Source organism: Tardiphaga sp. 839_C3_N1_4 (genome assembly GCF_051811045.1).
GTDB lineage: Bacteria > Pseudomonadota > Alphaproteobacteria > Rhizobiales > Xanthobacteraceae > Tardiphaga.
In genome coordinates, this window is record NZ_JBPWQD010000001.1 from 2,682,234 (window position 1) to 2,708,345 (window position 26,112).

27 protein-coding genes are annotated in these 26,112 nt (G+C 62.5%); 14 read left to right on the forward strand and 13 right to left on the reverse strand.

Annotated elements, in window-relative coordinates:
• Window positions 1-90: 90 nt before the first annotated feature.
• From AB8A38_RS12840 to AB8A38_RS12850, 3 genes are all read right to left on the reverse strand, one after another.
• Window positions 91-1,296, reverse strand: coding sequence for an NAD(P)/FAD-dependent oxidoreductase (locus tag AB8A38_RS12840; protein WP_439086223.1), 1,206 nt, complete (start codon window positions 1,294-1,296; stop codon window positions 91-93).
• A gap of 122 nt (window positions 1,297-1,418) precedes the next feature.
• Entirely contained in the window at window positions 1,419-1,748 is a 330-nt protein-coding gene (locus tag AB8A38_RS12845) for a hypothetical protein (RefSeq protein WP_315840918.1), read from the reverse strand.
• 101 nt (window positions 1,749-1,849) lie between these two features.
• Entirely contained in the window at window positions 1,850-2,794 is a 945-nt protein-coding gene (locus AB8A38_RS12850; RefSeq protein ID WP_315840917.1) for a helix-turn-helix domain-containing protein, read from the reverse strand.
• A gap of 402 nt (window positions 2,795-3,196) precedes the next feature.
• Here AB8A38_RS12850 and AB8A38_RS12855 point away from each other — a divergent pair, with 402 nt between their 5' ends.
• Entirely contained in the window at window positions 3,197-3,430 is a 234-nt protein-coding gene (locus AB8A38_RS12855) for a hypothetical protein (RefSeq protein ID WP_315840916.1), read from the forward strand.
• On the opposite strand, the gene AB8A38_RS12860 is transcribed toward AB8A38_RS12855, so the two are convergent.
• On the reverse strand, window positions 3,427-3,891 hold the full coding sequence (locus AB8A38_RS12860; RefSeq protein ID WP_439086224.1) for a low molecular weight phosphatase family protein: 465 nt from the start codon (window positions 3,889-3,891) through the stop codon (window positions 3,427-3,429). The two genes, AB8A38_RS12855 and AB8A38_RS12860, sit on opposite strands and share 4 nt — an antisense overlap.
• Window positions 3,892-4,031: 140 nt before the next feature.
• Here AB8A38_RS12860 and AB8A38_RS12865 point away from each other — a divergent pair, with 140 nt between their 5' ends.
• Complete coding sequence (locus AB8A38_RS12865; RefSeq protein WP_068731288.1) at window positions 4,032-4,469, forward strand: hypothetical protein; 438 nt, start codon at window positions 4,032-4,034, stop codon at window positions 4,467-4,469.
• Between the two features lie 118 nt (window positions 4,470-4,587).
• On the opposite strand, the gene AB8A38_RS12870 is transcribed toward AB8A38_RS12865, so the two are convergent.
• Window positions 4,588-4,827, reverse strand: coding sequence for a hypothetical protein (locus tag AB8A38_RS12870; protein ID WP_315840914.1), 240 nt, complete (start codon window positions 4,825-4,827; stop codon window positions 4,588-4,590).
• Window positions 4,828-4,984: 157 nt separating this feature from the next.
• Between AB8A38_RS12870 and AB8A38_RS12875 the strand changes: the two genes are divergently transcribed.
• The 3 genes from AB8A38_RS12875 (at window position 4,985) to AB8A38_RS12885 (ending at window position 6,545) form a co-directional block, all read left to right on the forward strand.
• Window positions 4,985-5,689, forward strand: a complete 705-nt coding sequence (locus AB8A38_RS12875) for a sensor histidine kinase (protein ID WP_315840913.1) — start codon at window positions 4,985-4,987, stop codon at window positions 5,687-5,689.
• Window positions 5,690-6,015: 326 nt separating this feature from the next.
• The gene (locus tag AB8A38_RS12880; RefSeq protein WP_068731389.1) at window positions 6,016-6,234 is read left to right on the forward strand and encodes a hypothetical protein; all 219 of its coding nucleotides are present in this window, start codon (window positions 6,016-6,018) and stop codon (window positions 6,232-6,234) included.
• 122 nt (window positions 6,235-6,356) lie between these two features.
• Complete coding sequence (locus tag AB8A38_RS12885; RefSeq protein ID WP_068731284.1) at window positions 6,357-6,545, forward strand: hypothetical protein; 189 nt, start codon at window positions 6,357-6,359, stop codon at window positions 6,543-6,545.
• A gap of 145 nt (window positions 6,546-6,690) precedes the next feature.
• Here the strand turns inward: AB8A38_RS12885 and AB8A38_RS12890 are convergent, their stop codons facing one another.
• Window positions 6,691-7,665 carry a VOC family protein gene (locus tag AB8A38_RS12890; protein WP_315840911.1) on the reverse strand — a complete coding sequence of 325 codons (975 nt, stop codon included), beginning with the start codon at window positions 7,663-7,665 and terminating at the stop codon, window positions 6,691-6,693.
• A gap of 210 nt (window positions 7,666-7,875) precedes the next feature.
• On the opposite strand from AB8A38_RS12890, the gene AB8A38_RS12895 reads away from it, so the two are divergent.
• The gene (locus AB8A38_RS12895; RefSeq protein ID WP_439086225.1) at window positions 7,876-9,738 is read left to right on the forward strand and encodes a tannase/feruloyl esterase family alpha/beta hydrolase; all 1,863 of its coding nucleotides are present in this window, start codon (window positions 7,876-7,878) and stop codon (window positions 9,736-9,738) included.
• 101 nt (window positions 9,739-9,839) lie between these two features.
• Here AB8A38_RS12895 and AB8A38_RS12900 read toward each other — a convergent pair whose 3' ends face one another.
• Together AB8A38_RS12900 and AB8A38_RS12905 are read right to left on the reverse strand one after the other, a co-directional pair.
• A complete protein-coding gene (locus AB8A38_RS12900) occupies window positions 9,840-11,438 on the reverse strand; it encodes a hypothetical protein (RefSeq protein WP_439086226.1) in 1,599 nt (532 codons plus the stop codon).
• 53 nt (window positions 11,439-11,491) lie between these two features.
• A complete protein-coding gene (locus AB8A38_RS12905; protein WP_315840908.1) occupies window positions 11,492-12,784 on the reverse strand; it encodes an adenylosuccinate synthase in 1,293 nt (430 codons plus the stop codon).
• 472 nt (window positions 12,785-13,256) lie between these two features.
• Between AB8A38_RS12905 and AB8A38_RS12910 the strand changes: the two genes are divergently transcribed.
• The 4 genes from AB8A38_RS12910 to AB8A38_RS12925 all read left to right on the forward strand — a co-directional run bounded on the left by AB8A38_RS12910 (window position 13,257) and on the right by AB8A38_RS12925 (window position 17,663).
• Window positions 13,257-13,778, forward strand: a complete 522-nt coding sequence (locus AB8A38_RS12910) for a FecR domain-containing protein (RefSeq protein WP_315840907.1) — start codon at window positions 13,257-13,259, stop codon at window positions 13,776-13,778.
• A gap of 37 nt (window positions 13,779-13,815) precedes the next feature.
• The gene (locus AB8A38_RS12915; RefSeq protein ID WP_439086227.1) at window positions 13,816-15,705 is read left to right on the forward strand and encodes a CHASE2 domain-containing protein; all 1,890 of its coding nucleotides are present in this window, start codon (window positions 13,816-13,818) and stop codon (window positions 15,703-15,705) included.
• A gap of 201 nt (window positions 15,706-15,906) precedes the next feature.
• Window positions 15,907-17,259, forward strand: coding sequence for an HWE histidine kinase domain-containing protein (locus tag AB8A38_RS12920; protein WP_439086228.1), 1,353 nt, complete (start codon window positions 15,907-15,909; stop codon window positions 17,257-17,259).
• Between the two features lie 11 nt (window positions 17,260-17,270).
• Window positions 17,271-17,663: a response regulator gene (locus AB8A38_RS12925; RefSeq protein WP_315840904.1), complete on the forward strand. Its 393-nt coding sequence runs from the start codon at window positions 17,271-17,273 to the stop codon at window positions 17,661-17,663.
• 8 nt (window positions 17,664-17,671) lie between these two features.
• Here the strand turns inward: AB8A38_RS12925 and AB8A38_RS12930 are convergent, their stop codons facing one another.
• Window positions 17,672-17,863: a hypothetical protein gene (locus AB8A38_RS12930; RefSeq protein WP_315840903.1), complete on the reverse strand. Its 192-nt coding sequence runs from the start codon at window positions 17,861-17,863 to the stop codon at window positions 17,672-17,674.
• A 174-nt stretch (window positions 17,864-18,037) separates the two neighbouring features.
• Window positions 18,038-18,247, reverse strand: a complete 210-nt coding sequence (locus AB8A38_RS12935; protein ID WP_068731259.1) for a cold-shock protein — start codon at window positions 18,245-18,247, stop codon at window positions 18,038-18,040.
• Window positions 18,248-18,515: 268 nt separating this feature from the next.
• Here AB8A38_RS12935 and AB8A38_RS12940 point away from each other — a divergent pair, with 268 nt between their 5' ends.
• A complete protein-coding gene (locus tag AB8A38_RS12940; RefSeq protein WP_315840902.1) occupies window positions 18,516-19,217 on the forward strand; it encodes a class I SAM-dependent methyltransferase in 702 nt (233 codons plus the stop codon).
• A gap of 6 nt (window positions 19,218-19,223) precedes the next feature.
• On the opposite strand, the gene AB8A38_RS12945 is transcribed toward AB8A38_RS12940, so the two are convergent.
• Entirely contained in the window at window positions 19,224-20,135 is a 912-nt protein-coding gene (locus AB8A38_RS12945; RefSeq protein WP_439086229.1) for a PhzF family phenazine biosynthesis protein, read from the reverse strand.
• Window positions 20,136-20,404: 269 nt separating this feature from the next.
• Between AB8A38_RS12945 and AB8A38_RS12950 the strand changes: the two genes are divergently transcribed.
• Both AB8A38_RS12950 and AB8A38_RS12955 read left to right on the forward strand, forming a co-directional pair.
• Window positions 20,405-21,184, forward strand: a complete 780-nt coding sequence (locus AB8A38_RS12950; RefSeq protein WP_439086230.1) for an alpha/beta fold hydrolase — start codon at window positions 20,405-20,407, stop codon at window positions 21,182-21,184.
• A gap of 107 nt (window positions 21,185-21,291) precedes the next feature.
• Window positions 21,292-22,539: a cupin domain-containing protein gene (locus tag AB8A38_RS12955; RefSeq protein WP_439086231.1), complete on the forward strand. Its 1,248-nt coding sequence runs from the start codon at window positions 21,292-21,294 to the stop codon at window positions 22,537-22,539.
• A gap of 49 nt (window positions 22,540-22,588) precedes the next feature.
• Here the strand turns inward: AB8A38_RS12955 and AB8A38_RS12960 are convergent, their stop codons facing one another.
• On the reverse strand, window positions 22,589-24,145 hold the full coding sequence (locus tag AB8A38_RS12960; RefSeq protein WP_439086232.1) for a serine hydrolase domain-containing protein: 1,557 nt from the start codon (window positions 24,143-24,145) through the stop codon (window positions 22,589-22,591).
• Window positions 24,146-24,256: 111 nt separating this feature from the next.
• Complete coding sequence (locus tag AB8A38_RS12965; protein ID WP_439086233.1) at window positions 24,257-25,378, reverse strand: HPP family protein; 1,122 nt, start codon at window positions 25,376-25,378, stop codon at window positions 24,257-24,259.
• A gap of 203 nt (window positions 25,379-25,581) precedes the next feature.
• Here AB8A38_RS12965 and AB8A38_RS12970 point away from each other — a divergent pair, with 203 nt between their 5' ends.
• Window positions 25,582-26,106 carry a carboxymuconolactone decarboxylase family protein gene (locus tag AB8A38_RS12970; protein WP_439086234.1) on the forward strand — a complete coding sequence of 175 codons (525 nt, stop codon included), beginning with the start codon at window positions 25,582-25,584 and terminating at the stop codon, window positions 26,104-26,106.
• Window positions 26,107-26,112: the final 6 nt, after the last annotated feature.

A 26,112-nucleotide genomic window follows, 5' to 3' on the forward strand; every position in this document is an offset into this window, starting at 1 on the left:
ATCGTCTGTGTCATCTGTGGGTCCTCGTGGTTGATCGTGAGAGCTGGCCGCGCTCCTGCATGGAGCGCGGTTCTTTCTTGTGTGGGGTGGCTAGACTTCGGTCACATGCTCCGGATCGGCCGAGGCGAGAGCGGCAGCACGCTCGGGCTTCGGCGGATAAATCCAGACGGTGTTGATTTCCTGCTTGGTCTTCTTGGCGACGTCGCCAACCATCTCGACCTTGCGATTCCAGCCGCGCGTGAACAGTGCGCCGGCTTCGCCAAGGTCGAGACAGGTGACGTAGGCCTTCTGGTGATATGGCCTGGGCGCCATGCGCAATAATTCGGCGGCGGCATTGTTGCCGGCAAAGGCGCCCATCCGCGTCGCATGCTGGCACGACATCAGCGCGTAGTTGCCGACATCGTCGCTGGCCGCTCTGGCAGCATCGCCAGTAGCGAAGACGCCGGGCACCGAGGGTACGCGCAAATCGCGGTCGACCAGCAGCCGGCCGAAATTGTCGCGCTCGGCGGGGATCTGCGTGGTCAGCGGCGCGGCGCGAATGCCTGCCGCCCAGATCACGGTCTCGGTCTCGATACGTTCGCCGTCGGACAGTGTGATCCCGGATGCATCCAGCGAGGCAACGCCGGCACCGAGCCGGGTCTCCACACCGAGCTTGCGCAGCGCCTCCTCGATGATGGGACGTGGACCCTCGCCCATATCGGGAGCGATCGCACTGTTTCGTTCGACGATGATGACGCGCGGCCGGGCGTCCTTGCCGAGGATCGCGCGAAGCCGCGCCGGCATCTCGGTCGCCGCTTCGATTCCCGTGAAGCCGCCGCCGGCTACGACGATGGTGTCGCGTCCGTTCGATGCCGGCCGATCGGCCAGGCTATGCAGATGCTTGTCGAGCGCGATCGCATCGTCGAGATTGTCGACGCTGAAGCCATGCTCCGCGAGGCCGGGAATATTCGGGCGGAACAACCGGCTTCCAGTCGCCACGACCAGCCGATCGTAGGAGAGCGACTGTCGCTTATTGTTGGCGGTCGCGACTTGCACCGTGCGGGACGTTGTGTCGATCGCCTCGGCGCTGCCTTTGATATAGACGACATCGACGGCCTTGAGAACATCCAGCAAAGGCGCCGTCAAGGTTTCGGGCTTCGGCTCATAGAGCCGCGGGCGAATGACCAGTGTCGGCTCGGGTGCGACCAGCGCGATCTCGAGCTCTTCGGGCGAAACGCCCTTGATGTCGCGCAGGCGTGCTGCGGACAATGCGGCGTACATGCCGGCGAAGCCGGCGCCTATGATGACTATTCGCATGTGATTTTCTCCTTGGGTTTAAGTTGCTCGGCAGTACGCGCGTCACCGCCGCCGCTTCTCACCTGCGGCAAATTTGTTGCAATCAACGATGACGCGAAGAAGGGAAACGACGAAGTGAGCCCCTATGGCGGGGTACAGTCCAGCATCGACGCCAGTTGCATGGGACGTTCACATTCGGCGCGGCAGATCCGCGGAACCAGCGGCCGGTCACGGTGAAAGATGATCGGCTGAGCGGACGTCAGCGACCGGTCGTTCAAAACCTGGATGTCGTCGCTTACGATGATGGACAACGAAGGGGTGCTGTCTTGCGCGGTCTGCGCTGGCTTCTCGGCCTCTTCGCCCGTCGATGTCGTCAGTCGAATGGTCAGTGAAAGTCCATATATCAGAGAGCTCGTGACGACTCTCCGTCGCGGTATCATTGCAAGTGGGTCGACGAAGGTCTTCCAGGCCATTGTCTGTCTCCGTCCGTTATTGGCGTGGGCACGGTGATGATCTAGCGGATCGGATCTACAGCTGCCCCAGAGCGATTGACGTACCTGTCGAGAGATTGCGGCTAACGCGTCCGTCGGCGCCAATCGCTTGGACTTTCTCCGGTCAGCTTCCTGAACGCCGCTGCGAAGGCTGTCTGCGAGGCATAGCCAAGCGCCGCAGCCACCGACACAACCGATGCGTCGGTGTCGCGTAGCATGTTCATGGCCTGCTCGAGCCGGTGTTGGCGCAACCAGGCATGTGGCGAAAGCCCGGTGCTTTCCTTGAAGGCACGGCAGAAGTGAAAGCGCGACAGGCCGGCATCCGAGGCCAGGGCGGAGAGAGAGACGTCCGTATCGCTGTCCGAGCGCAAACGTTCGATAGCACGTAGCAGCGTCTTCGGCGCCAGCCCACCCATGGTCTGCTGGAACGTCGTTGGCGCGCCGGTGTGCGCAGCCAGCAGGCGCGTGGCCAGAAGATCCGTCACCTGCTGCCTGAACAGGGCATCCAGGGCCGCATTGCCCTCCAGCACGTCCGCCGCACTTATGAGCAACCGCGATGTGATGGGATCGGGATGCGCCGTTCGCTCCAGAAGGTCGCCAGGAGCAGCGATGTCGGCTTCGTGGGCAACGCGCTCGAGTATTCTGTGCGGAAGATAGAGCTGAACGACATCAACAGGTTTCGGAATATCCCATCGGGAGCTTGATCCCTCTGGAATGATGATCACAACACCGGGACGAAACGTTCCAATCGCAACCGATCTTCCTGACCGCCGCTCCATGCGCTGCATCGAACCGTTGTAAGCCATGATGACGTGATGGGTCATGGGCTCGACGACGTCGTGCAATGGCTCATGTTTCCAGTGGGTGATTCCGGCACCGGAGGAATCCAAAGCCATGTGGAATGGTGTGGTCCCGAGCACGCGGGACATCTCCGCACCGGCAGAACGCCGCTCGGCATGGGACGGAGTTTCCTGGGGCGCCTCAGATGCGGCTACCGGGTCATTCGAACGATCGTGAGGCTTGGTCATGGACGTGCACCTGCATCAGGCGTTCGTGTGCGTCCGATAAGACCTGTACCGCCCATGACGATCATCCTCATGACCTTCCTCCGATTGTTCGGGCCATCCGTGGCCTTGCTCCTGAAAGCACTGCCAGAATGCGCGCGTACGGGCCGGAAAGCCTTGTAGGCACCTTGAATTGCCGTTGAGTTTTCCTTGGCTTCTTGTGCAATCGACGCGCGGACGTGCAGTTTTCATTCAAAAATGATGGCCTGGACACGATCGGCGCGAGCTCAAGCGAGGCGCCCGAACTCGTCGCTGTTGGACCGAAGCCGTTCGATCTGCTGCTCTTTCCGGTCCAGAACCGGGCACAGGCCATCATTGAACCCGACATGCCGCTCCCGCGTCTCATCGGACGAGGAGCCGTAGTCGATGTCCGAGCCAAGTCCCCTTCTGGAATTCATCATGCAGGCGCTGGCGTCGAAGCCGGAAGAGCGTGGCATTCTGTTTTACGTCATGCTGACATTCGCCATCGGCCTCTGCGTTGCCGCGTTGTGGCCATTTGGCGGCACGCAGGGCGACATCCTGACCGGTTACGGGATCGCGGTGGTGGCGGTCGGCAGCGGCGTGTTGCTGGTGAAGTGGTTCTTTCACAGCATCAATTAAGTGCCGGCACAGCTGCCCTCTCGCACGTTCGCAAGCCGTTGCACCAAGGCCTCTACGAGCGCTTTCAGCTCGCCCAGCGCGACGTCGGGAGGCGCCACATCGATGTCATGCACGTGCCAATAGGTCACGCGGTCTTCCCAGCCCGGAAAGCGCTCGGTGAGCAAAGCACGGTGCTCGGCCTCCTTCACGGCCACGACCATATCGGACGCTGCAAGCGCATCATGCGTACAGACCGCCGGCATCCGCGACGCGCCAAGGGGCGAGATGCCATCGACGGTCAGCGCGTCGATGGTCTGTCGCGCCATCGGGCCGACATTGTCCCTGCCCCGCTCGATGGCGAGGGCGTGAGACGTCGCCTCCCAGTCCAGACCAGCGCGGCGCGCCAGGTGATTGAAGAGTTCTTCCGCATAGCGGCTGCGATAGTAGTTGCCGGTGCAGAGGAAGAGGACGGTCCTGGCCATGGCCGAGTGTGTTTTGCGGGGCCTGCATTTGTCAATTGCAGCGCCATCGCCGCTCGCGAGCCCATGGACCCCGCAACCATTTTGCTGGATTGTGCCGGCCTCGCCTTGCGCCAACGAATCATTCCTCGGAGGACACCCCCATGTCGCGCTCGCTTTTCCGCACCACCCTCGTCGCCGCCCTCGCCTTGATCGGCGCAAGCCTGTCCTCCGCGGCTTTCGCCGATAGCGGCACGATCCGCATCAATGTGCTGAAGGGCGGCTGGTTCATCGGCGCGTCGGGCGGTTCGGGCACGCTGACCTTTCGCGGCCGGACCTATCCGCTGTCGATCGGCGGCTTGAGCGCCGGCCTGGTGTTCGGCGCGTCGCAGACCTATCTGTCCGGCCGCGTCAGCCGCATCAACAGCCCGGGCGATGTGGCCGGCGTCTATGGCGCAGGCGGCGCGGGGGCTGCCGTCGGCCGCGGCGTCAGCGCCATCGTGCTTACCAACGAGAAAGGCGCGCTGCTGGAACTCAGCGGTCGCCAGACCGGATTGATGGTCAATGCCGATCTCTCGGGCCTCGCCATCTCGCTGCGGTAAGCAGCGAGCCATAAGCGGAGCGCTGCGGCGCGTTTCAAACATGGCGGGCCGTTCTTTGCGGAATACCGGACCGTGGCCGGCGACCGCGTGCGCCCCGTTCTGAACGCACATAGGCAGGTCAGCTGGCAACCGGCTGACTGAGATTGAACTTGTCCTGCAGCACCAGGGCCGTGCCCAACGCCTGGCTGCGATAGAACGCGTTGCCATCCGTGTCGGCGGAACTGATGCTGACATTCCAGCCCATGCGCTCCTCAAACACGAACAAGGTCATCGCCTTCGGCCAGGGGCCGAAGAGGTGGATCGTCCGCTGCTTGATCAAATCCTCCAGCTCGTTCGCAGTCCTGAGCGGTTTTTCCATGAAACCTCCGGGTGATGTGCACGAGGCTAGCATGCGCCAGGGCGGAAGGATCGAACCATCTCGCCGGAACCATCAGGCATAGAAAGAGGCATCTTCCCGTCCCATACAGCCCAACCTTTGCAATGTACGGAACCGTACCAACCTGTTACTGCGGGGAATGACCATTCCTTTGCCGCGCTCGATCGAGAACGAGCCTGACTATCTCAAGGAACTGCTCGCGAAGGCTGGCGTCGATGCGCAGGCGCTCGCCATCGCGGCCAAGCTGCAGGAAGTGGTGATCGGTGAACTGCATCACCGCGTCAAGAACACCCTTGCCATCGTGTCGGCCATTACATCGCAGAGCCTGCGCACGGCCGGCAGCCTCGAAGAAGCTGCCAAGACCATCGGCGATCGCCTGCAGGCGCTGGCGGTGGCGCAGGATCTGCTGATCCGCGAGACCTGGACCGGCGCGAGCTGCCGTTCGCTGATCGAGAGCGCGGTGCGCGCATTCCAATCCAAGAGCCTCGATCAGTTCACGATCACCGGCGACACCCTCGCCATCTCGTCCGGGCCTGCCATGTCGCTGTCAATGGTGATCCACGAGCTTTGCACCAACGCCACCAAATATGGCGCGCTGTCCACGCCGGCCGGCCGGGTCACGATCTCGTGGTCAACGACGCAGGATACGCCGAAGCGCTTCATCCTGCGCTGGAACGAAAGCGGCGGACCGCCGGTGATCGAACCGTCACGGAAGAGTTTCGGCAGCCGTCTGATCGAACAGGCGCTGCCCGGGCAGCTGCAGGGCGAAGCACGCCTGCGCTTCGATCCCGATGGCCTCAGCTGCGAGGTCAACATTCCGCTCAGCATCATGCAGGAACGCTAGGCGCGAGTGTCACGCCGCAAGCCTGCGAAAGAATGACCTAGCGTCAGTTAAACACCACATTCAGAAAAGCCGCATCGTGATCGATCGCGCGAATGTGCACGCGATGTCACGCCGGTTTCACAAATCCTGAAGATTTTTGCACTGCGTTTTATTCGAATGCGCAAGTCATACTGCGCGTGGCGGGATGTCGCGCAACACCGCATGAAGGTTCAACGCTCTAACTTCAAAACAATGTCACTAGCCGTCATCGACGTTTCATCGCACGGACCAAGATACGCCCCAATGCGTCAGCATGGTCCGCGCAGCTCGAGACGACGGAGTGTATCATGACAACCGACCCGACACCGAAGTTCGACGCAAACTATGTGGCCACGCTGCGCCAGGTGCTGGATATCGCCGTGCAGCAGATCGCCGTACAGCATCGTACGCCGGCGACGAAGGCGATGATGGCGGAGACCATCGTGCGCCATGCGGCCGGCGGCATCACTGATGCCCATGCGCTCGTGTCGCACGCCGTGACCGCAGGCGCGAACGGCGCGCCGTAGCATTGCTGCGCAATCTTTCGCAACGCGAAAAGCGGGAACTGCCACGTATTTGATGGCATGCCGCCACGTCTTCGCCAAACCGGACAGCGAAGTTCCATCGAAGCCGATGGAAAACGATACCGATGATTATGTCAGAAAATTATTTCAGAGATCGCGCGGACGATTGCAACCGCCTCGCCCGCGAGGAGAGCGATCTGGAAATGCGCGGCATGCTCTGCGATCTCGAACTGGACTATCGCGCCAAGGCGCTCCACGCTGCAGCCCATGGCTGGCGCGACGCGCCGCGGTATTTCGAATTGGCTGAGGCGTAGGCCTGTCGCGATTGAAGCTGTCATTCCGGGTCGCGAAGCGGCGCCGTCAGGTGACGTTCGCGAACCCGGAATCTGGATGTAATTAGAACATTTCGGGATTCCGGGTTCGCGCAAGAGCGCGCCCCGGAATGACGAGTTTCAAATTCTACGCTTTCACGAGCCGCACCTGAGTGCCCCAGGGATCGGCGATCGCAATGCCATCTGTGATCGACTCGCCTGACAGACCCGCCGCCGCAAGACGGTGCTTGCGGTCGGCCATCACGGCATTATCGGCAATCCGGAGCGAAAACCAGGCCAGCCCGGTCTCCTGCGCATTGCGCGGACCGCTGCCAGCGCTCTGCCATGTGTTGATGCCGATGTGATGGTGATAGCGACCTGACGACAGGAATGCGACACCCGGCCGGCCAAGCCGCGTCGGCTCCATGCCGATCAGACCCTCATAAAAATTGCGCCCACGCGCGACATCGCCGACGCGTAGATGCATGTGGCCGATACGCAGCGCCTTCGGCGCGGTGTGATATTGATCGCGGGTCGTGTCCGTCTGCGCCACGATATTGTCGATATCGAGCTGGTCGGTCCCCATGGTCACCATGTCGCCGGTCCATTTCCACGCCGACGGCGGCCGGTCCGAATAGACCTCGATGCCGTTGCCCTCGGGATCGGTGAGATAGGACGCTTCGCTGACATGATGATCGGCAAAGCCGTCGAACGGTGTGCGCGCCAGCGCGGCATGGACCAGCCAGCGCGCGAAGTCCGCGCGGCTCGGCATCAGGAACGCGGTGTGAAACAGCCCGGCGGTGGTCTGCGCTTCCAGCGGCGCATCGGGCCGATGGATCAGATGCAACAGCGCCACGCCATCGACGCCGAGCACGACCTCGGTCTTGTCCGCACTGATGGTATCGAGCTTCAGCAGGTCTGTGTAATAGATCCGCATCTTGCCGAGGTCGCGGACGCGCAACGCCGCCGCGCCGATACGCATCGGCGTCTGTTGCGCGAAGGGGAGCGCAGCCGACACGGCCGCGCCAAGATCGACACCGCCCTCGGCACGCACCGCGCCCATCAACGCGGTCTGGCTGGCAGCAAAGGCGGCGAGCTTCATCACCTGTCGGCGCGTGGTCATGCGGGGGGTCCATGGCGGCAGAAGGGGTTCAAGAGCGGATCATTGTGGATAGCAGGCAACCATACGGGGTCAAATCACATCGCTGTAGGCCCAATCCACGGGACCTTTTTTAACATAATGTTACGTTCCGACATCGTTTTGGTAGTTGATCGCAGAAGCGAAGTGAGGAGAACTCACCCCAACTCAAAAATAAAACAGACGGGAAACGCCATGTCGACAGCCCCCCACATCATCCGTGATGATAACCGCGCGCGTGCCATCGTGACGGCGATGGCCTTGTTTGCTGCGCTATGCGGCACCACCGCCCCCGCTTCCGCACAACAGCTCGCCTGCGACGACGGTATCAAGACCGCATTTCATCCGGATGAGGCCACCACCGTGGTGGCCGTGCGGGCGATCAAGAAGGGCGAGGAACTGATCGCACAGGATTCGCCTCGCCCGATTACCATGGCGGCGGATATGTGCCTTGTGAAGCTTCTGGTGGGGCCAGGCTTCACGGCGGAAAAGGACAAGGCTGCGCGCTCCTGGTCCGAGGGCATCGGCATCGAGGTCTGGCTGCCAACACCGGCGAACTGGAATACGCGCATCCGCAATTACGGCGGCGGCGGCTGGGTCGGCGGTGGCCATCGTGATGCCGACAAGATCGGCAGCAAGGTGCCCGCCCTCGTCAACGCCAATATGGGTTATGCCTCGGGCACCACCGATGCTGGACAACCCTGGTATCAGGACGGCTCCTTCACCTTTCTCTCCGACGGCAAGATCAATACCGAAGGGTTTCGCGACTTCTCGGTCCGCGCCATGGTGGAGCAGGCCGTCAAAACGAAAGCGCTCGCCACGCTCTATTACGGCAAGGCGCCGGCTTACACCTATTACGACGGCCACTCGCAGGGCGGCCGGCAGGGTATGAAGATCGCTCAGGACTATCCCGAGCTCTATGACGGCTACATGATCGCGCAGCCGGCGCTGAACATCCCGCAATTCGGCACGACCGCGCTGTATCCGCAGATCGTGATGAAGACCGAGCTCGGCTTCACCGCACTCGACAAGCCGAAAGCCAGCGCCTTCGCCGCCAAGATCAACGCCGCCAACAAGCGCGCCCTCGCCGCCTGCGACAAGGCCGGGCTCGGCTTCCTGCTCGATCCGTTCGCCTGCGACTACGATCCCGCACGCGATACCGCGGCCCTCTGCAGCGGCGAGGCCGGCCAGGGCGTCACCGGCAGCAATGCCGATGCGGCAACCTGTATGAGCATCAAGGAAGCGATGGCGCTCGACAGGATCTGGTTCGGCGCAACGCCCGATGGCAGCTACGACGCCGCGCAGAGCTCCGACAGCCGCAGCGGCAAGGCGCTCGGCACGAAGCAAGTGTGGTGGGCCTTCACGAGGACCACGGCGATCGGCAGCCAGATCACCGGTACAGCCGCCGGCAGCGTGGCCCTGGCCCTGCAGGACGTCCGCTATGCCGCCGACGCCAGCGCCACCAACCCGTCGGACATTCCGTTCAACAACGGCTCGAGCACCGAACGCAACAAGTGGCAGGAGCTCAGCTATGCCGGTCTGGTCGATACGGTGAGCAAGAACCTCGCTTTGCAGCCCACTTTGTTTAGCAATCTCGGCACCGACAATGCGGATCTCGGCAAGTTGCGCGATCTCGGCCGCAAGATCATCGTCTATAGCGGCCTCGTCGATGACGCGATCCCGCCCGCCGGCAATGTCAACTATCACGAGCGCGTCGCCGCACAGATGGGCGGTCATACCGAGGTGCAGAAGTTCATGCGGATGTATCTGCTGCCCGGCTCGGCCCACAGCTCGCAGGGCCGCGCCTATACCGTGGGCGGCCAGAACGATTCTGTGCCGCTGCCGAAACTGCCGGGGAATGCCAACCAGACGCCGACGCGTGAGCAGGATCAGTTCTTCACCGCGCTGACGGACTGGGTCGAGAAGGGTGTGGCTCCCGGCGAAATCGCACTGACGTCGCGCGACAGCAAGTTGAGCTATCCGGCTTGCGTCTATCCGCTGCGGACGGTGTGGAATGGCGGAGCGGTGACGCAGGCGGCGAGTTTCGGCTGCAAGTAGCTGGCACTTTCAACAGCTGTCATTCCGGGTTCGCGCAAGAGCGCGCCCACAGGCGCACCAATTGGTGCGCCTGTGAATGACAGTGTGTGGCTTCTTAGAAGTTACTCGCCCCAGGCCGCGAAGGCGTCGTTGAAGGCACGCTCGCCGGGCGAGCCCTTCTCGATGGCGATGATGGCGCGGCGCTGGTTGGCATAGACCAGCGGGATGTCGAACCATGACCGCTCCTTCAGGAGCTGCAGGTTGCGCGCGCGATCGCTTTCGACATTGCTGAGACCGACCAGGAAGAAGCCGTCGGTGACCTTGACCGCGAGGCCCGCCAGTGGCGTGCCCCTCGCCTGCTCGTTCGACTTCATCAGCACGCCCGGAACGTTGGCGATACCGCCGCCGGCGAAATCGGGCGGCAGCACGAAAGTCAGTTCGGCCGTGTGGCTGGCGGGCAGCGACGTGTCGGTGTTGCGGCGGAACGACATGGTCATCTTGAACTTGCGTTCCGGAATCTCGATGTCCGCGCGCACGGCGATGTCACCAGGCTTGCCGCCGGTGCCCTTGATCTGCTCGGTGCGCCAGACCACCGTGCCGACATATTGCCGGCCCTTCGGCTCAGCCGGATCCTCGTCATACAGAACGACGCGCTGTGCAACCGGCGCGATCTGATCCGACGAGGACGGCTGACCGACGCGATCGGCGATTTTCGGCCGCGGCGCCAGCGGCGCATCCTTGTTGTCGGTGACGACGGGCGCCGAACCGCCGGCGAAACCGCGCACCATCTTGTTGATCGTCGGCCATCCCAGAATCACGGCGCCGATCAGGATCATCACGATGCCGATGAGAAGCGCGGTCTTGAACGGGAAACCGCCACTAACGCGCTTCGGCTTCGGAGGCTTGGGCGGCTTCGCCTTCTTGCCCTTGGAATCCTTGATGCGCGACGGTGGCACCTGCGACTCGTCGCCGGCCTGCTCATCGTAAGCTGTCTCGTCGTAGCCGAAAGCCTCGCTACGCGCTTCCATGCTGGGTTCGAGACGATCGAATTCCGGCGTCGGCGACGGCACGTTGGCGTAGGTCTTGCGCGCCGCACGATTGGCCTGCGCAGCGGCGCGGCCGAGATCGTCCACATCGGCGGTGACGTCGCGGAAACCGCGCATCGCGGCATCGCCCTGGTCGCCGCGATCGTTGCGGGCCGGCGGCGGCGTGTTGTTATCGGAGCGGCGCGGCGTGCCTGATCGTTCGCGGGTTGGCGGACCGTTCGGATCCTGCGCACCGGCATTGGGCGACTGCTGCTTTGGAATCGGCGGCGGATCGACGCGCAAGGTGCGCGGCGGACGCGGCTCTTCCGGGGCACGCGGAGACGGCGGCGGCGGCGTGATCGGCTGACGGCCGCGCGGCGACGGCTCGGCCGGCGTGGCACCGGCACGCGACCCGGCATTACGGAAAGCATCGCCAGCGCGCGGCTTGCCATCCGATGGCGGCCGCGAGGCGTCGCGGGCGCGCTGGGCCGCTTCGGATTCGACCTTGCGGACTGCCTCTTCGAGCGACAGCCGCTCGCGGGTGATCTCTGACTCGCTGAGGGGCGGCTCGACACTGCGCAACTGGGCAATCAGAGCCGTGCGGGCGCGCTCATAGAGCGCGCGCCGCTGCTCACCGGGAGCACTGGGGTCCAGTCCGGCGATGGCACGGGCGATCAACGGGTAGTAATCAGCCATCTCGACTCAATGTTGCGGGTGCATCAATTTGGAGGCTATCCGGTAACAGTTCGTTAAGCCTCAAACGGGTTTTGCACCAGAATAGTATCTTCGCGTTCCGGGCTCGTGGAAAGCAAAGCAATCGGGCAGCCAACCAGTTCCTCGATCCGGCGCACGTATTTAATCGCCTGCGCCGGCAGATCGGCCCATGAACGGGCGTTCGCGGTCGGCTCTTTCCAGCCTTCGATGGTCTCGTAGATCGGCTCGATCCGGGCCTGGGCGCCCTCGCCAGCCGGCAGATAGTCGATTTCCTTGCCGTCGAGCTTGTAGCCGACGCAAACCTCGATGGTGTCGAAGCCGTCGAGGATGTCGAGCTTGGTCAGCGCCAGGCCGTTGATGCCGCAGGTGCGGACAGTCTGTCGCACCAGCACCGCATCGAACCAGCCGCAGCGACGCTTGCGCCCGGTATTGACGCCAAATTCCTTGCCGCGACGGCCGATCTCTTCGCCGATCTCGTTCAGCAGTTCGGTCGGGAATGGACCTTGGCCCACGCGCGTGGTGTAGGCCTTGCAGATGCCGAGCACATAGCCGACCGCGCCCGGGCCCATGCCGGTGCCGGTCGCTGCCTGGGCGGCCACGGTGTTGGACGAGGTGACATAGGGATAGGTGCCGTGATCGACATCGAGCAGCGCGCCCTGCGCACCTTCGAACAAGATGCGCTTGCCCTCGCGGCGCTTGCTGTCGAGCAGCCGCCAGACCGCCTCGGCGTAAGGCAGCAGCACCGGCGCGAACGCGGCGAGATCCTTGACGATATCGGCCGACTTGAATTCTTCGAGGCCGAGGCCGCGGCGCAGCGCATTGTGATGCGTCAGCAGGCGATCGACCTTGTGCGGCAAGGTCTGCAGATCGGCGAGATCCATCAGACGGATAGCACGGCGGCCGACCTTGTCTTCATAGGCCGGGCCGATGCCGCGCTGGGTGGTGCCGATGGCGGTGGCCTTGTTGGCATTCTCGCGCAGTGCATCGAGTTCGCGGTGCAGCGGCAGGATCAGCGTGACGTTTTCGGCGACTCGCAGATTGTGCGGGCCGACATCGACGCCCTGGCCGCGGAGCTTGGCGACTTCATCGACGAAGGCCTGCGGGTCGAACACCACGCCATTGCCGATCACCGAGAGCTTGCCGCCGCGCACCACGCCCGACGGCAGCAGCGCCAGCTTGTAGGTCTGGCCGTCGATGACCAGCGTATGACCGGCATTGTGGCCGCCCTGATAGCGGGCGACGACATCCGCCTGATCCGACAACCAGTCAACGATCTTGCCCTTACCCTCGTCGCCCCACTGGGCGCCGACGACGACAACATTGGCCATTTGGCGCTAGTCCTCTGAAAATACACGCGTCGAAGCGTGATCAGCGCGGAAAACGGTCTGCCGTTTGCCGGATCACGCCCAGGCATCCGCCTAAACGCGGCCAATGATCTTGGTTACCCAAGTCTTCCAGGACGCTGTCTGCGATGCAAAACGGGAATAAAGGAAGCGCGGGGGGAAAACAAGCACGAACGCCCCGAAAATGGCCTCGTTAGCCTCATGCAAACCTTTGATATCCCCTGAAAATCCGGGGCGTTGTGGCGAGATTGCGGCAGCGCTCGCGGCCCGATTACTGAGAATGCCTCTCAATCTCACATGGTCGTGAGATCGGCCATCCCGGTTGGATCTGCCCTCGTTGTGCCGCTGCGTCGCCCTATATGGGTACCTCCGAGCGTTAATCACGCCGCTCGCCCGCAGACGTTGAACGAAATCGCCCGCCGCCCGCCTTACCGATGTCGCGTTCAGGAGTACCAACATGACCCATTCAATCAGGCTGGCGGCGGCCATCGTCACTGCGGCGTGCCTGTACGGCGGTGCTGCATCGGCGCAACAGGCCAACCCGGGCTGCACATCGAGCCAGCCGGCCGGCGGACCGCAAACCCTGCGCTGCGGCGGCGTAACGATCATTGCTGAAAACGGCGCGCGCTTCACGCTGCTCGATCGCGACCGCAACGGCCGTGTCGACGGCGTCGACCTGCAAAGCAAGGCCGTTCTCATCGAGGCCCCCAAACAGAAGGCAGGCAAAACCTTCGAGGTGATGACACCGCAGGCGATCGCCGCGGTGCGTGGCACCAGGTGGGCGGTGGACGCCGAGGGCAGCAAGACCTCCGTCTTCGTCGAGACCGGTCGCGTCGGCGTCAGGCGCGTGACCAGCCCCGGCAGCGTAACCCTCGGCCCCGGTGAAGGCGTCGATGTCGATACCTCGGCGACGCCACTCGACATCAAGCGTTGGCCCGCGCCGCGCGTCACCGCATTGATGGCAAGGCTTGGTCGTTGACAAAGGCTTGGGCGTTAAACGGCCCGGATACGCGACGATGATGAAGGCCAGCAGATTGCAGACACCGCTCGCCATGGTCCTGGCGGGCGTGTGGGCGGCGGCGCTGGCCTTTGGACATAACCGCGGCGATGTCGGCTTTCTCGACAGGCTAGAAGCGACGCTGACCGACCTGCGCATCCAGATCCGCGGCGTGAAGAAACCGCCCGATCTCGTCACCATCATCGCGATCGACGATCGGGTCGCACGCGAACAAGGCAGCTATCCGCTGCCCCGCGCCACGCTGACGACAATCATCGAGGAAATCGCACGCTACAAACCGAAAGTGCTCGCACTCGATCTGCTGCTGGTCGATGGCGGCGCAGCAGAGAGCGATGCCGCACTGGCACAGGCGCTCGGCAAGACCAACGCCGTCATTGCCGCGGCGGCTCTGTTCAGCGAGTCCAAACAGACCGTGGCCACCAAGGAGGCCGGACCTCTCGCCGACCTGCCGGTGGCGTCAGGATTTCTGCTGCCGCTGAAAATCTTCGCCGATCAGGCCACGGTCGGCGTGGTCAATCTCAACACCGATAGCAGCGGCGTGCCGCGCTCGATGCCGATGCTGATGCGCTCAGCCGACCGCGTGATGGTGTCGATGCCGCTGCGCGTCGCATCAGCCGCCTCGCGCGACGATGCCCAGATTGGCGAGTATAATTTCTCCCTCGCCGGCACCCATGTCCCGACCGATGTCGGCCATTTGTTGCCGATGTCTTTCTATGGGCCGCGCGGCACCATCAGGACGATCAGCGCATCGGAGGTTCTGGCGGGCAAACTCCGCCGCGCCGATGTCGAGGACCGCGTCGTCGCCATCGGCGTCACCGTCAGCGGCGGCGGCGATTTCTTCTCCACGCCGTTCGATCCGGTGATGCCCGGCGTCGAAGTCGTGTCCACCGCAATCACGCATCTGCTCGCCAAGGACACCTTGCTGCGCAATACATCCATCCGGCTGTTCGATGCCGGCTTTGCGATCGTCCTGGCGATGCTGTGCATCGCCCTGCTCGCATGGCGGCGCAATGCCGTCGGCCTCATTGCGATCGTCGCCGTGGTCGCGCTGTGGGCCGTGATCAACACCATCGCCTATGGCCATGGCATCTGGATGAGCGCCGCATTGCCGCTGGCCGCGGCTGTGCCGCCGGCGATGGCGTTCGGCGCACTGCAAATCTGGAGCAGCCGGCGCAGCGTGCAACGCTTTGCAGCGCGCAGCGACCTGCTGCGCCAGTTCCAGGCGCCGGGTCTGCGTGACTGGCTGATCAAGTATCCGGACTACCTGTTGCAGCCGGTGCATCAGCATGCCGCCGTCATCTTCATCGATATCTCGCGCTTCACCGCACTCAGTGAGACACTCAACGCAGACGCGGTGCGCGAATTGCTGAAGTCCTTCCACGCGATGATCGATCAGGTGACCCTCGCCCATGGCGGTGTGGTCACAACCTTCATGGGCGACGGCGCGATGATCCTGTTCGGATTGCCTGTCGTCGCCGATGACGATGCCCCCCGTGCCGTGCGCTGCTGTATCGACCTCACGACGCGAACCGGCACGTGGATCGCTGGTCTTCCGCCTGAGATCGCCAGCCAGATCGGATTCAAGATCGGCGCGCATTTCGGCGATATCGTCGCATCGCGTCTCGGCGGCGCCAGCTACCAGCACATCACCGCGACCGGCGATACCGTCAATGTCGCCAGCCGGCTCATGGAGGTCGCCGCGAGCCACGGCGCCAAGGTGGCCCTGAGCGACGACCTGCTGCGCGCCGCGGGAGAGGACTGTGCGGTGCGCGCGACGGGGGCGCTGAGCGGCCCGACCGAAGTCCAGATCCGCGGCCGCAGCGGCGCGGTCAGCGCGTGGCTTTGGCACGACGGCAGCGCGGCGGAGGCTATATCGACCTCAGCGTAAATCGACGCACGCGGCATCGCCGCGATGGAGCCGGAACCCGCTCTGGTCTGGCACGTTTGCTCGAAGACCTGTTACCGTACATCCGCAACCGTATCTGTTTGCGGCCGTATTTCATTGCAGCGTATTTTTGCGATCGGAGCCGCAGCTCCCGGGGTATTCGTGGATCAATCGTTCGGACCTATTCAGGACGCCAATTCATTCTTGCGAAGTTTGCTCGCAGCATCGGGCGACTGCATCAAGGTCCTCGATTTCGACGGCAACCTCATCTTCATGACCGACGGCGGCCAGCGCGTCATGGAGGTCACGGATTTTGGCGCGATCAAGGGGTGCCCATGGCCGGACTTCTGGCAGGGGCAGGGCAATACCGACGCCAAGGCGGCTGTAAGGGCCGCTCAGCTTGGGCGCACCGGACACTTCCAGGGTTACGCCACCACGATGGCCGGCACGCCGAAATGGTGGGATGTCACCGTCACCGCCATTCCCGGCCCCGATGGAAAACCGCATCAGCTGCTTTCGGTGTCGCGCGATATCACTGCATCGCGTGCTGTGGATGTGGCGCTACAGGCCAGCGAAAGCCAGCTACGACTTGCACTCGACGCTGCCGACACTGGAACCTGGGATCTCGACCCGCGCACCGGCTTGCTGCAATGGGACCGGCGCTGCTACGAATTGTTCGGCCTCACCTTCGGCAAGCCGATCTCGTTCGACGTCTTCCTGCAAGGACTTCATCCCGATGATCGCGACGTCACTGAGAAGGCATGCCTGGACGCCATGATGGTGGACGGGCCACAGGCCTATGACATCGAATACCGCACCATCGGTCTCGATGACGGCATCGAGCGCTGGTGTTCCGCCAAAGGCAGGGCTGAATTCGAGAATGGCGTCGTTACGCGCTTCATCGGTACTATTCGCGACGTCGGTAAACTGAAACGTGCCGAGACACAGCAGCAATTGCTGACGCGCGAACTCGAACATCGCATGAAGAACACCATGGCCATGGTCGGCGCCATCGCCAGTCAGACGTTCCGTACCGCAGCGACCAAGGAAGAGGCTCGGACCATTTTCGATGCGCGCCTCTCCGCACTCAACCAGGCACACGATATCCTGACCGCATCGAGCTGGACCAGCGCGTCGATGCCCACGGTGATCGCTGGCGCACTGGCGCCGCATCGAACGGGCGAAAAGCGCATTCGCGTCTCGGGCCCCGAGGTGGAACTGACGGCCAAACAGGCACTGTCACTGGCGCTCGCGCTGCATGAACTCGCAACCAATGCCGCAAAGTATGGTGCATTATCCGTTCCGGACGGAACGATAGATATCGACTGGGCTTGTCACACCGGCAGCGACGGGCCGGCGTTAGGTTTCGCGTGGCGCGAATCCGGCGGCCCCGTCGTCGTCCCGCCGACGCGACGTGGATTTGGCTCACGACTGATCGAAGGCACGCTGTCAGCCGACTTCGGCAGTTCTGTCAAAATCGAATTTTTGCCCGAAGGGCTCACATGTCGGTTCGAAACCAGATTGAGCGAGCTGGCTTCGATACCCGACGAAAGGTGACACCAATTTTGATGGCAGCACTCTCAGATCCCAACGCACGTGACATCCAGCGGCCCGCCGTCCTTATCGTCGAGGACGAGCCTCTGCTCCGCATTCACGCAGCCGACATCGTCGAGGAAGCCGGCTTCATCGCTATCGAGGCCAACAATGCCGACGAAGCCGTGCGAATTCTCGAGAGCCGCAACGATATCGTGCTGCTGTTCACCGACGTACAGATGCCCGGCAGCATGGACGGGTTGAAGCTTGCGCATGCGGTGCGCAACCGCTGGCCGCCGATCAAGATCGTCATCGTGTCCGGCCATTTGCAGGTCGCGCAGAACGATCTGCCTCACGATAGTCGCTTTTTCGGCAAGCCGTTTGAGACGACGAAGATGATTGCGGAACTGCGCGCATTGATCGGCTAGAGCCGGCGCTATTGGACGGGTTGCTCACCCAGGATGGCGCGATCGATGGCGTCGATCACGTTCTGAATCTCGACAAACTTCATGCGAGCCCGTTCCGCATTGTCGCGATTGAAGGGTGCCGCCAGCACTTTCGCGTGCGCATCACGTTCCTCGATCATGCGCATATGCGCCGCCTTGAGCGTATCCAGACGTTCAATCATCTTGATCGATCCTCATATCGGACACTGAAATCGGACGTATGATCATGCTTATAGGATGAAGCCCGCCGGTGATGATCACCGACGGGCTTCAGTCATTCCAAATCTATGAGACGACGCAAAACTTGCCGGTCGAGAAATCCCAGTACATCCGTGGAAATTTCAGGACCTTCAAGCTCAGATCGCGCGCAGATCTTCCGCGCTGGTCTTGCCGCGCATCTTGTCAGCCTTGGCTTCGAAAGAAACCTTCTGGCCTTCATTGAGCGAACCCAATCCAGCGCGCTCGACTGCACTGATGTGAACGAACACATCCTGGCCGCCGTCATCAGGCTGAATGAAACCGAAACCCTTGGTCGCGTTGAACCACTTAACTGTACCGACTGCCATAACTATTCTCCAAGATGTGCGAATGCGCGAGCCCTACGCGACATCGCGTGAGCCCGATCCGATTTCAACGATGTCTTGGGGAATGGAGCCGATTACGGCGCGGTCAACAAGCCAGAGCATATATTCGAATAAGCACAATATAGGTGATTTCAGCCGAATTACAAGGACAATGATTCCAGAGCGTGTTTCACGAGTGTTTACAACGGCGAACTTCAGATCGAAGCTGGCTGCGGAACTCTGATTTACCGTTGCTGCAGTGGGCGCGCGAATGGACAGATCGAGGCGACGCACACCGGTTCTGGCCGAACTTCGCTTCGCCGAGCGACGTCGCGAATTCGACGGGCTCGATCTCGCTACGCGTTTCGAGCTGATCTATCGCACCAATCTGTGGGGCGCTGAAAAATCGCAATCCGGCCTCGGCTCCGAACTCGACGCAACAACGGCACTCCGCCGCGACCTCATGCAATTGCTGCGGCGATTGCCGGTGCAATCCATCCTCGATCTGCCCTGCGGCGATTTCACCTGGATGGCGCAGATGGACCTCGGCGGTATCCGCTATCTCGGCGCCGATATCGTTCCGGATATCGTGGCAGCCAATGCCGCGCACTATGGCAATGCAGGCCATATCGATTTTGCCCGCCTCGATCTCGTCAGCGATACCCTGCCCGCTGCCGATCTGGCGTTGTGTCGCGACTGCCTTGTGCATCTGTCATTCGCCAACATCCACCGCGCCATCGCCAATCTGAAACGCTCCGGCACCTGCTGGCTGCTGACCACGACATTTCCCGACGCATCAGCCAATCGCGATATCGAGGACGGTGACTGGCGCGTACTCAATCTGCAGCACGCACCGTTCCTGTTTCCTGCTCCGTTAGCCGTGATCAACGAAGGCTGTACGGAAGCTGGCGGCGACTATGCCGACAAGTCGCTGGCCCTGTGGCGCGTGGGAGATCTGCCGGACGAGGCGTGATTCAGCTTACACGTCGATACGGCCCTGCATCACCGGCACGCAACGGCCGGAAATGCGAACGCTCTCGACATGTCCATCACGCTTCCGCACCTCGACCTCAATGAGGCTGCGACGCCCCATCTCGACACCCTGCTCGATGGTGATGGCACAAACCGCATCGCGGCGCGGGTCGAGCGTGACGAGATAGGCCGCCAGCGCCGCAGAGGCGCTCCCGGTGGCAGGATCTTCGGGCACGTTGCTGAGCGGGGCGAACATGCGGGCGCGCAAATGATCGATGCCGTCGCCTGTGCGGACATAGATGAAGGCCGAGAAGCGATCGTCGCGGTGCCAGTATGTCTTTCCCGCGACCTCAAAGGCCGATGTATTCGGACGCGCGGAGGCCAGTGCATCGAGACCCGACAGTTCAGCGACAGCGAAAGGCAGGCCGACGGAGACGATGCGCGGCGGATGCGTGTGTGACACGACCGCATCCGGCGGCAGCGAGATGCAGCCGGCCAGCGTCACGACATCGACTGCATCACCGATCTGAACGGATTGCGGCGCGACAAAGCCGGCGCCGATGACCTCGCTGCCTTCCCGCAATAGATCGAGATGGACGAGGCCTGCCTTCTCTTCGAACATCATGTGATCGCCGACAGGCCTGCCAAAGGCCGCGCCCTGGCGGCCGAGCACATAGGCGGTGCCGACATTGGGATGACCCGCGAAGGGAATTTCATCGGTCGGTGTGAAGATGCGAACGCGTGCGGTATGCGCGGGATCATCCGGCGGAAACACGAAGGTCGTTTCCGAATAGTTGAACTCGGTGGCGATCTTCTGCAGCAGCGCATCGTCGATGCCGCGCGCATCCGGAACGACTGCCAGCGGATTGCCGCCGAAACGCTGGTCCGTGAACACATCCACGGTGACATAGTCGATCATCCTGTAGCCCTCACCATTCCGTTACCGCCGGGTTCGCCGACGTAACAGTCGGCGACGCCCCTGCGTATTCGTAGCCATAAACCTAGGTATGCCGGCTGCACACCACCGTCCGATTCACCGCAGCCTCGCCATCCCATAAACCAGACAATGTCATGCCGATCCGCTCCCGTTCGAGCTGACCGGCGCGAGCCCGTCAAGTGCAACATCCATGCTTCCTTCATCCCTCCGGCCAGGACAATCGCCGGCAACCGAATGGTGATACCATGTTGATGAACTCCCTTTCCAAAACGACTCTGCGTGCGATGCTGACAGTGGCCATGTGCGTGCTGACGGCGCCGATGGCGCAGGCTGCAATCGCAGCGCCCGTGAAAGCCAAGAACGTGGTTCTGGTGCACGGCGCCTGGGCCGACGGATCGAGCTGGGCCGGAGTCATTCCGCTGTTGCAGAAGGCAGGCCTCCATGTGACGGCCGTGCAAAATCCGCTGAGCTCGCTGGACGACTCCAATGCCGCGACCCGCCGCGCGCTCGCGTTGCAGGATGGCCCGACCGTCCTCGTCGCACATTCCTGGGGCGGCACGGTGATCAGCGACGTCGGCACCGACCCGAAGGTCTCGGCGCTGGTCTATGTCGCCGCCCGCGCGCCGGACGCCAATGAGGACTTCGTGGCGCTGTCCGGCAAATTTCCGACGGGCGAGGTGCGCGCCGGCATCCAGACCCATGATGGCTACACCCAGCTCTCCGAAGACTCGTTCCTGAAATATTTCGCCAATGGCGTTCCGCGCAAGCAGGCCGAAGTGCTCTATGCCGTGCAGGGCTCGACCGCCGCATCGATCTTCGCAGGCCGCACCACCGCAGCCGCGTGGCACGATAAGCCCTCGTTCTATGCGGTGTCGAAAGAGGACAAGACGATCAATCCCGATCTCGAACGTTTCCTCGCCAAGCGCATGAATGCGACCACGATCGAGCTCAATGCGGGCCATCTCTCGCTGGTCTCCCATCCCAAGCAAGTCGCCGACCTGATCCTCGCCGCCGCAGGCGTCAAGAAGTAGACCTGTCTCTTCCCCTTTACTGCGCGCGTCGGGAGTTACCCGGCGCGCAACGCTTCCATCGATTCAAAACCATGACGCAGATCCGCGTCGCAACAGGAGGACGTCCCATGTTCTCACGGAGAGATCTCATGGCAGCAACAGCATCGGGCATCGTGATGACCGCCGCAGCATCCGCACAGGCCGCGACATTCGGCAATCCGGATCTGCCGCCGCAGGGCGCGATCAACGCCAAGGGGCCGAACAATCTGAGCGATCCCGGCCCGCAGAATTCCGTCATCGCCGGCCAGTTTCCATCCTCGCAATTGCCGCCTGCGACCGATATCGGCGGCATGGCCCTGCCCTGGGCCACGTTCAACAATGCACCGCGGCGCATCCAGAACGGTGGCTGGGCACGGCAGGTGACGCAAGCAGACTTTGCGATCTCGACCACTATCTCCGGCGTCAATATGCGGCTCACCGCCGGTGGCATCCGCGAGATGCATTGGCACCAGGCCGGCGAATGGGCGATCATGACTTACGGCTCGTGCCGGGTGACCGTGCTCGACAATCAGGGCCGGCCTTATGTCGCTGATGTCAATGCGGGCGACCTCTGGTACTTCCCGTCCGGTGCGCCGCACTCGCTCCAAGGTCTCGGCCCCGATGGCTGCGAATTCGTGATCTGCTTCGATGACGGCCAGGCCAACGAATTCAATACGCTGCTGCTGTCGGACTGGATCGCGCATACGCCGCCGGAAATCCTGGCCAAGAATTTCGGCGTGCCGGTCGAAAGCTTCGCGAAAATCCCGCTGCAAAATCTCTGGATCTTCCAGGGCACGGTTCCCGGTTCGCTCGCGGCGGATCAGGCCTCGTCCTATCGCGATGCGGATGTCGCGCTCTATCCGTTCACCTATGCGCTGGGATCGTCCAAGCCGGTGAAATCGACACGCAACGGCGAGATCCGGATTGCCGACACCAGCAACTTCACCGCTTCGGCGACGATTGCGGTGGCACTGGTGACGGTGAAGCCCGGCGGCATGCGCGAGATGCACTGGCATCCGAATGCCGACGAGTGGCAGTATTATCTCGCGGGCCGCGCGCGGATGACACTGTTCAATTCCGGCCCGAACGCCACCACCATCGACTTCACATCGGGGGACGTCGGCTACGTCAAACGCAACTTCGGCCACTATATCGAGAACACCGGCGACACCGACCTGCAATTCATCGAGGTGTTCCGCACGGTGCATTACGAGGAAGTGTCGCTGTCCGACTGGCTGACCCACACGCCGCCGGCTCTCGTCGCACAGCATCTCAACGTGGCACCGGAAGTCATCGCCAAATGGCCCCGCCGGGCGCCAGGCATCATGCCGGCCTGACGCTGCAAGAGCGCACGGGAGGTCTCAGGACTTCCCGTGCCTTCCGCGATCAACCGCCCGACTGTCCGTCGATTGCGACATCGACACCTTCATAGTTCTTGCCGCGAAGACTGACCTTGTCGCCGTCGAATGACAGCATCCATGTCCGCGTGCGGCCGTCCTCGCCGAGGGTCCTGCGCTCGATTTCGAACGCATGTTCGCCGAGCCACCTCCCCTTCACGGCAATAATCCCAAATGCCGTTGGCGTCCCTCTGCGATACAGTCCGTCGAGCCCGAGAGGGCCACTGATTTTCTCAGCCCCTCTCGTGGGATCGCGACTATAGATTTCGAAATCATAGTGCGGATGGGAGCCCACGAATGTCAGCGACAGCGACTTTACAGCGAGAGGATTGGGCGGAAAGGTGTAGGTCTTGCCTGATACCGCCGAGGCGATCGAAGGCGTTTCCTTAACGTCCACCTCTGCCTCCGTCGAAATGGCGCGAACAACGCTTGCGAGTCGCGCAGTGCCGGCGGGGTCCGGCTCTATTGCTATCTCGGACCTGACAGCCTTTGGGATGGCGTCCACGATGTTGGTCACCGGGCAATTGTCTCGGCCGGTCGTCACTGCAACGAGGTCCAGCGCTGGATAGACCATCACAAGCTGACAATGCAGCCCGCTCGCCCAATAGACATTGCCGTCGGGTCGCGCCCAGAAGAAATTCGAATAGCGAAACTCCGGAGCAAAAGAGAGCTTCATGTCCACCGTGGCGTGGCTCACTCTGTCGATCCAGACGGGCGACACCAGCGTCTTGCCCTCCCACACCCCGTTATGCAGATACAGATAGCCGAATTTCGCCATGTCGCGCGGATGCAGCGCCAGGCCGTATCCGCCCGTCGAGATGCCCTGCGGATCGCGCCGCCATTTCCACGCCGTGATGCCCAACGGACCGAACAGCTTCGCTTTCGCATAATCCTCCGCGCTCATCCCGGTCACTTTGGTCAGGATGGCCGATAGCAGATGTGCATTTCCACTATCGTAATTGAAGCCGTCTCCCGGCGAAGCAGCCATCGGACGATCGAGAATGTACTGGATCCAGTCCCGGCTCCGCTCCATGCCGGCCGTCGACTCCAATGAGCCGTTGACACCGGCCCGGCCGTCCCGCGCAAGTCCGGACGTCATGTCCAACAGACTTTGAAGCGTGATCGCCTTCTTGTTGTCATCAAGGTTAGCAGCGCTGCGCTCGCCGAAGAATGCCAGCATCCGCTGGTCCGTGCCATTCAGGAGACCATCCTGCAACGCCATCGATGTCAGCGTGCCGATGACGGCCTTGGTGACGGAATTGACCACATGCGGCAGATCGGCAGTGTAAGGCGCGTAATAGGCATCCAGAACGATCTTGCCATGACGCACGATCAGCACGCTGTCGAAATCGTTGCGGCTTCCGAGCTCCAGCAGTGCTGCGAGCGCTGCCGGGTCCACGCCCTGCTCTTCCGGCGTGGATGTCTGCCAGCCCTGGGTCGGCCACACCGGAGCCGGACCTTCGCCCGCAACCGCGCTGCCGAGGAAGGTCACAAACATGCCCAGGCCGAGCACAAGCTTCAGAACGGGAATTCGTGAAGATCGCATGAAAGCCTCGATGCGAGTTTTAACGCTGCGCGAGGACCATATCTCCAGCTACAGATTGTTCAACCGAATTGCAGCTTCATTCCGCCCGCGGACTTGCAGGTGCGCGATCGCCTAGACAGCAACAGGAACAAGCTTCGCGACGGCGCTGAGCAAATCGGTCTGGGTGATCAGCCCCTGAATCAGGCGGTCCTGATCGACGATGATGACGGCGTGCGTTCGTCCATCGGTTAGCGTCGGAAGCAAGGTCACAGCGGGTGTCTGCATCGTCGCCGTCGCTGCGGGCGACATGGATTTTCCGACATCGCCCGATTCCTTCATCAGCTCGCGGAGGCCGACCGTTCCGACGAGCTGTCCCTGCATGCCTAGGACGGGAAGCGTGCGGACATTATGCAAGAGCAGCCGCGAGCGGGCCAGTTCGGCACTATCCCGCAATCCGACCGTGACGACATCGCGCGACATGATGTCTCCGCACAGGATCGTGCCGTGCGAGCGCAACATGGCCTGCAGTTCGACCTGCCGCAGCAACGTCTCGAGATCGTCGGGGCTTATATCGAAGGTCTCGCTGAGCGCTTCCAGCGCCTTGTCGATATCTTCGGCGCGAAAGCCGACCCGCAGCTCCGGGCTGATGTCCGATGTCTGATGCGGATTTGCTGATGGCACCGGCGCCCTGTGAGGATAGGTCCGCCGCGAGATCTTGTGGAACAGATAGCCCAGCCCGACCAGAAGCACCGAGTTCAGGCCGACGGGCACGAATGGAAACAGATATCCCGATGCGGTCACGATGGGCCCGCCGATGATGGCCGTCAGCGCCGTGGCGCCGCCGGGCGGATGCAGGCAGCGCGCAAAGGACATCGCCGCGATGGCGAGCGATACGCCGAAGCCGATCGCCAGAATCTGATCGGGCACCACATGCGCGACAGCAACGCCGATCAGAGCCGAGATGGTGTTACCGCCGATGATCGCCCATGGCTGGGCTAGCGGACTCGTGGGAACCGCAAACAGGAGCACAGCAGATGCGCCCAGCGGCGCCACGATCAGCGGCAGGCTGGAGCTGTCGCCCAACACAGATCGGCAGATCAGTCCCGTGAGCACGATACCCAGCAGTGCACCCAGGCAAGCAATCATGCGCTCGCCAAGCCGTGCCCCCGCCAGGATGGGGACGAACAGTCGAATACCTGTCTTGCGAGGTGCAACGTCGCTCGAAACGTACCTTGGGTCTTCTCTTTTTGTCATTGAATCGAGACCGGCGCATGGCCCCGCCAGAATGGCGGGCCCCCCTTTGACCACTATGCGCAAGCGCCTGCAATGTTGAATACGACACGCGGGCCTGACGATCGCAATCTGGCAGAGCTATCCCTGCTCGGCTACGATGGCACGGCCATTCGCCCGAACGCGCCCCATCAGGAGGGCGCGACGGCGATCTCAAGGGAGGACCCATGGCCCGCATCGACTACAGCGATCCCGCCGCAGCCAGCGAACGCACCCGCGAGATCCTCGGCAAGAACCGCAATGCCAACATCTTCCTCATGATGGCGCATTCGCCCAGCTACCTCGAACAATATTGCCGGCTCGGCGGCGCCATCCGCAACAAGGGCGAGCTCGATCCCGTCATCCGCGAACTGGCAATCACCCGCACCGGCATTCTCTGCGAGGCGCCCTATGAAGTCGCCGCGCACAAGCGCATCGGCGGCTATGTGGGCGTGTCAGACGAACAGAACGCCGCGCTGGACGACTGGCAGGCGGCGAGCTGCTTCACCGACGTGCAGCGGGCGGCGCTGGCCTTCACCGATGAGATCGTTGCGCTACATCGCCCAACCGACGCGACCTTCAAGGCGATCGCAGCCAAGCTGACGCCGGGCGCACTGGTAGAATTGCAGCTCTCGGTCGGCTTCTACATCATGACCTCGAAATTCCTCGAAAGTTTTGCTATCGACATGCAGCCCGTGTCCGAGATCGTCTGAATTCAC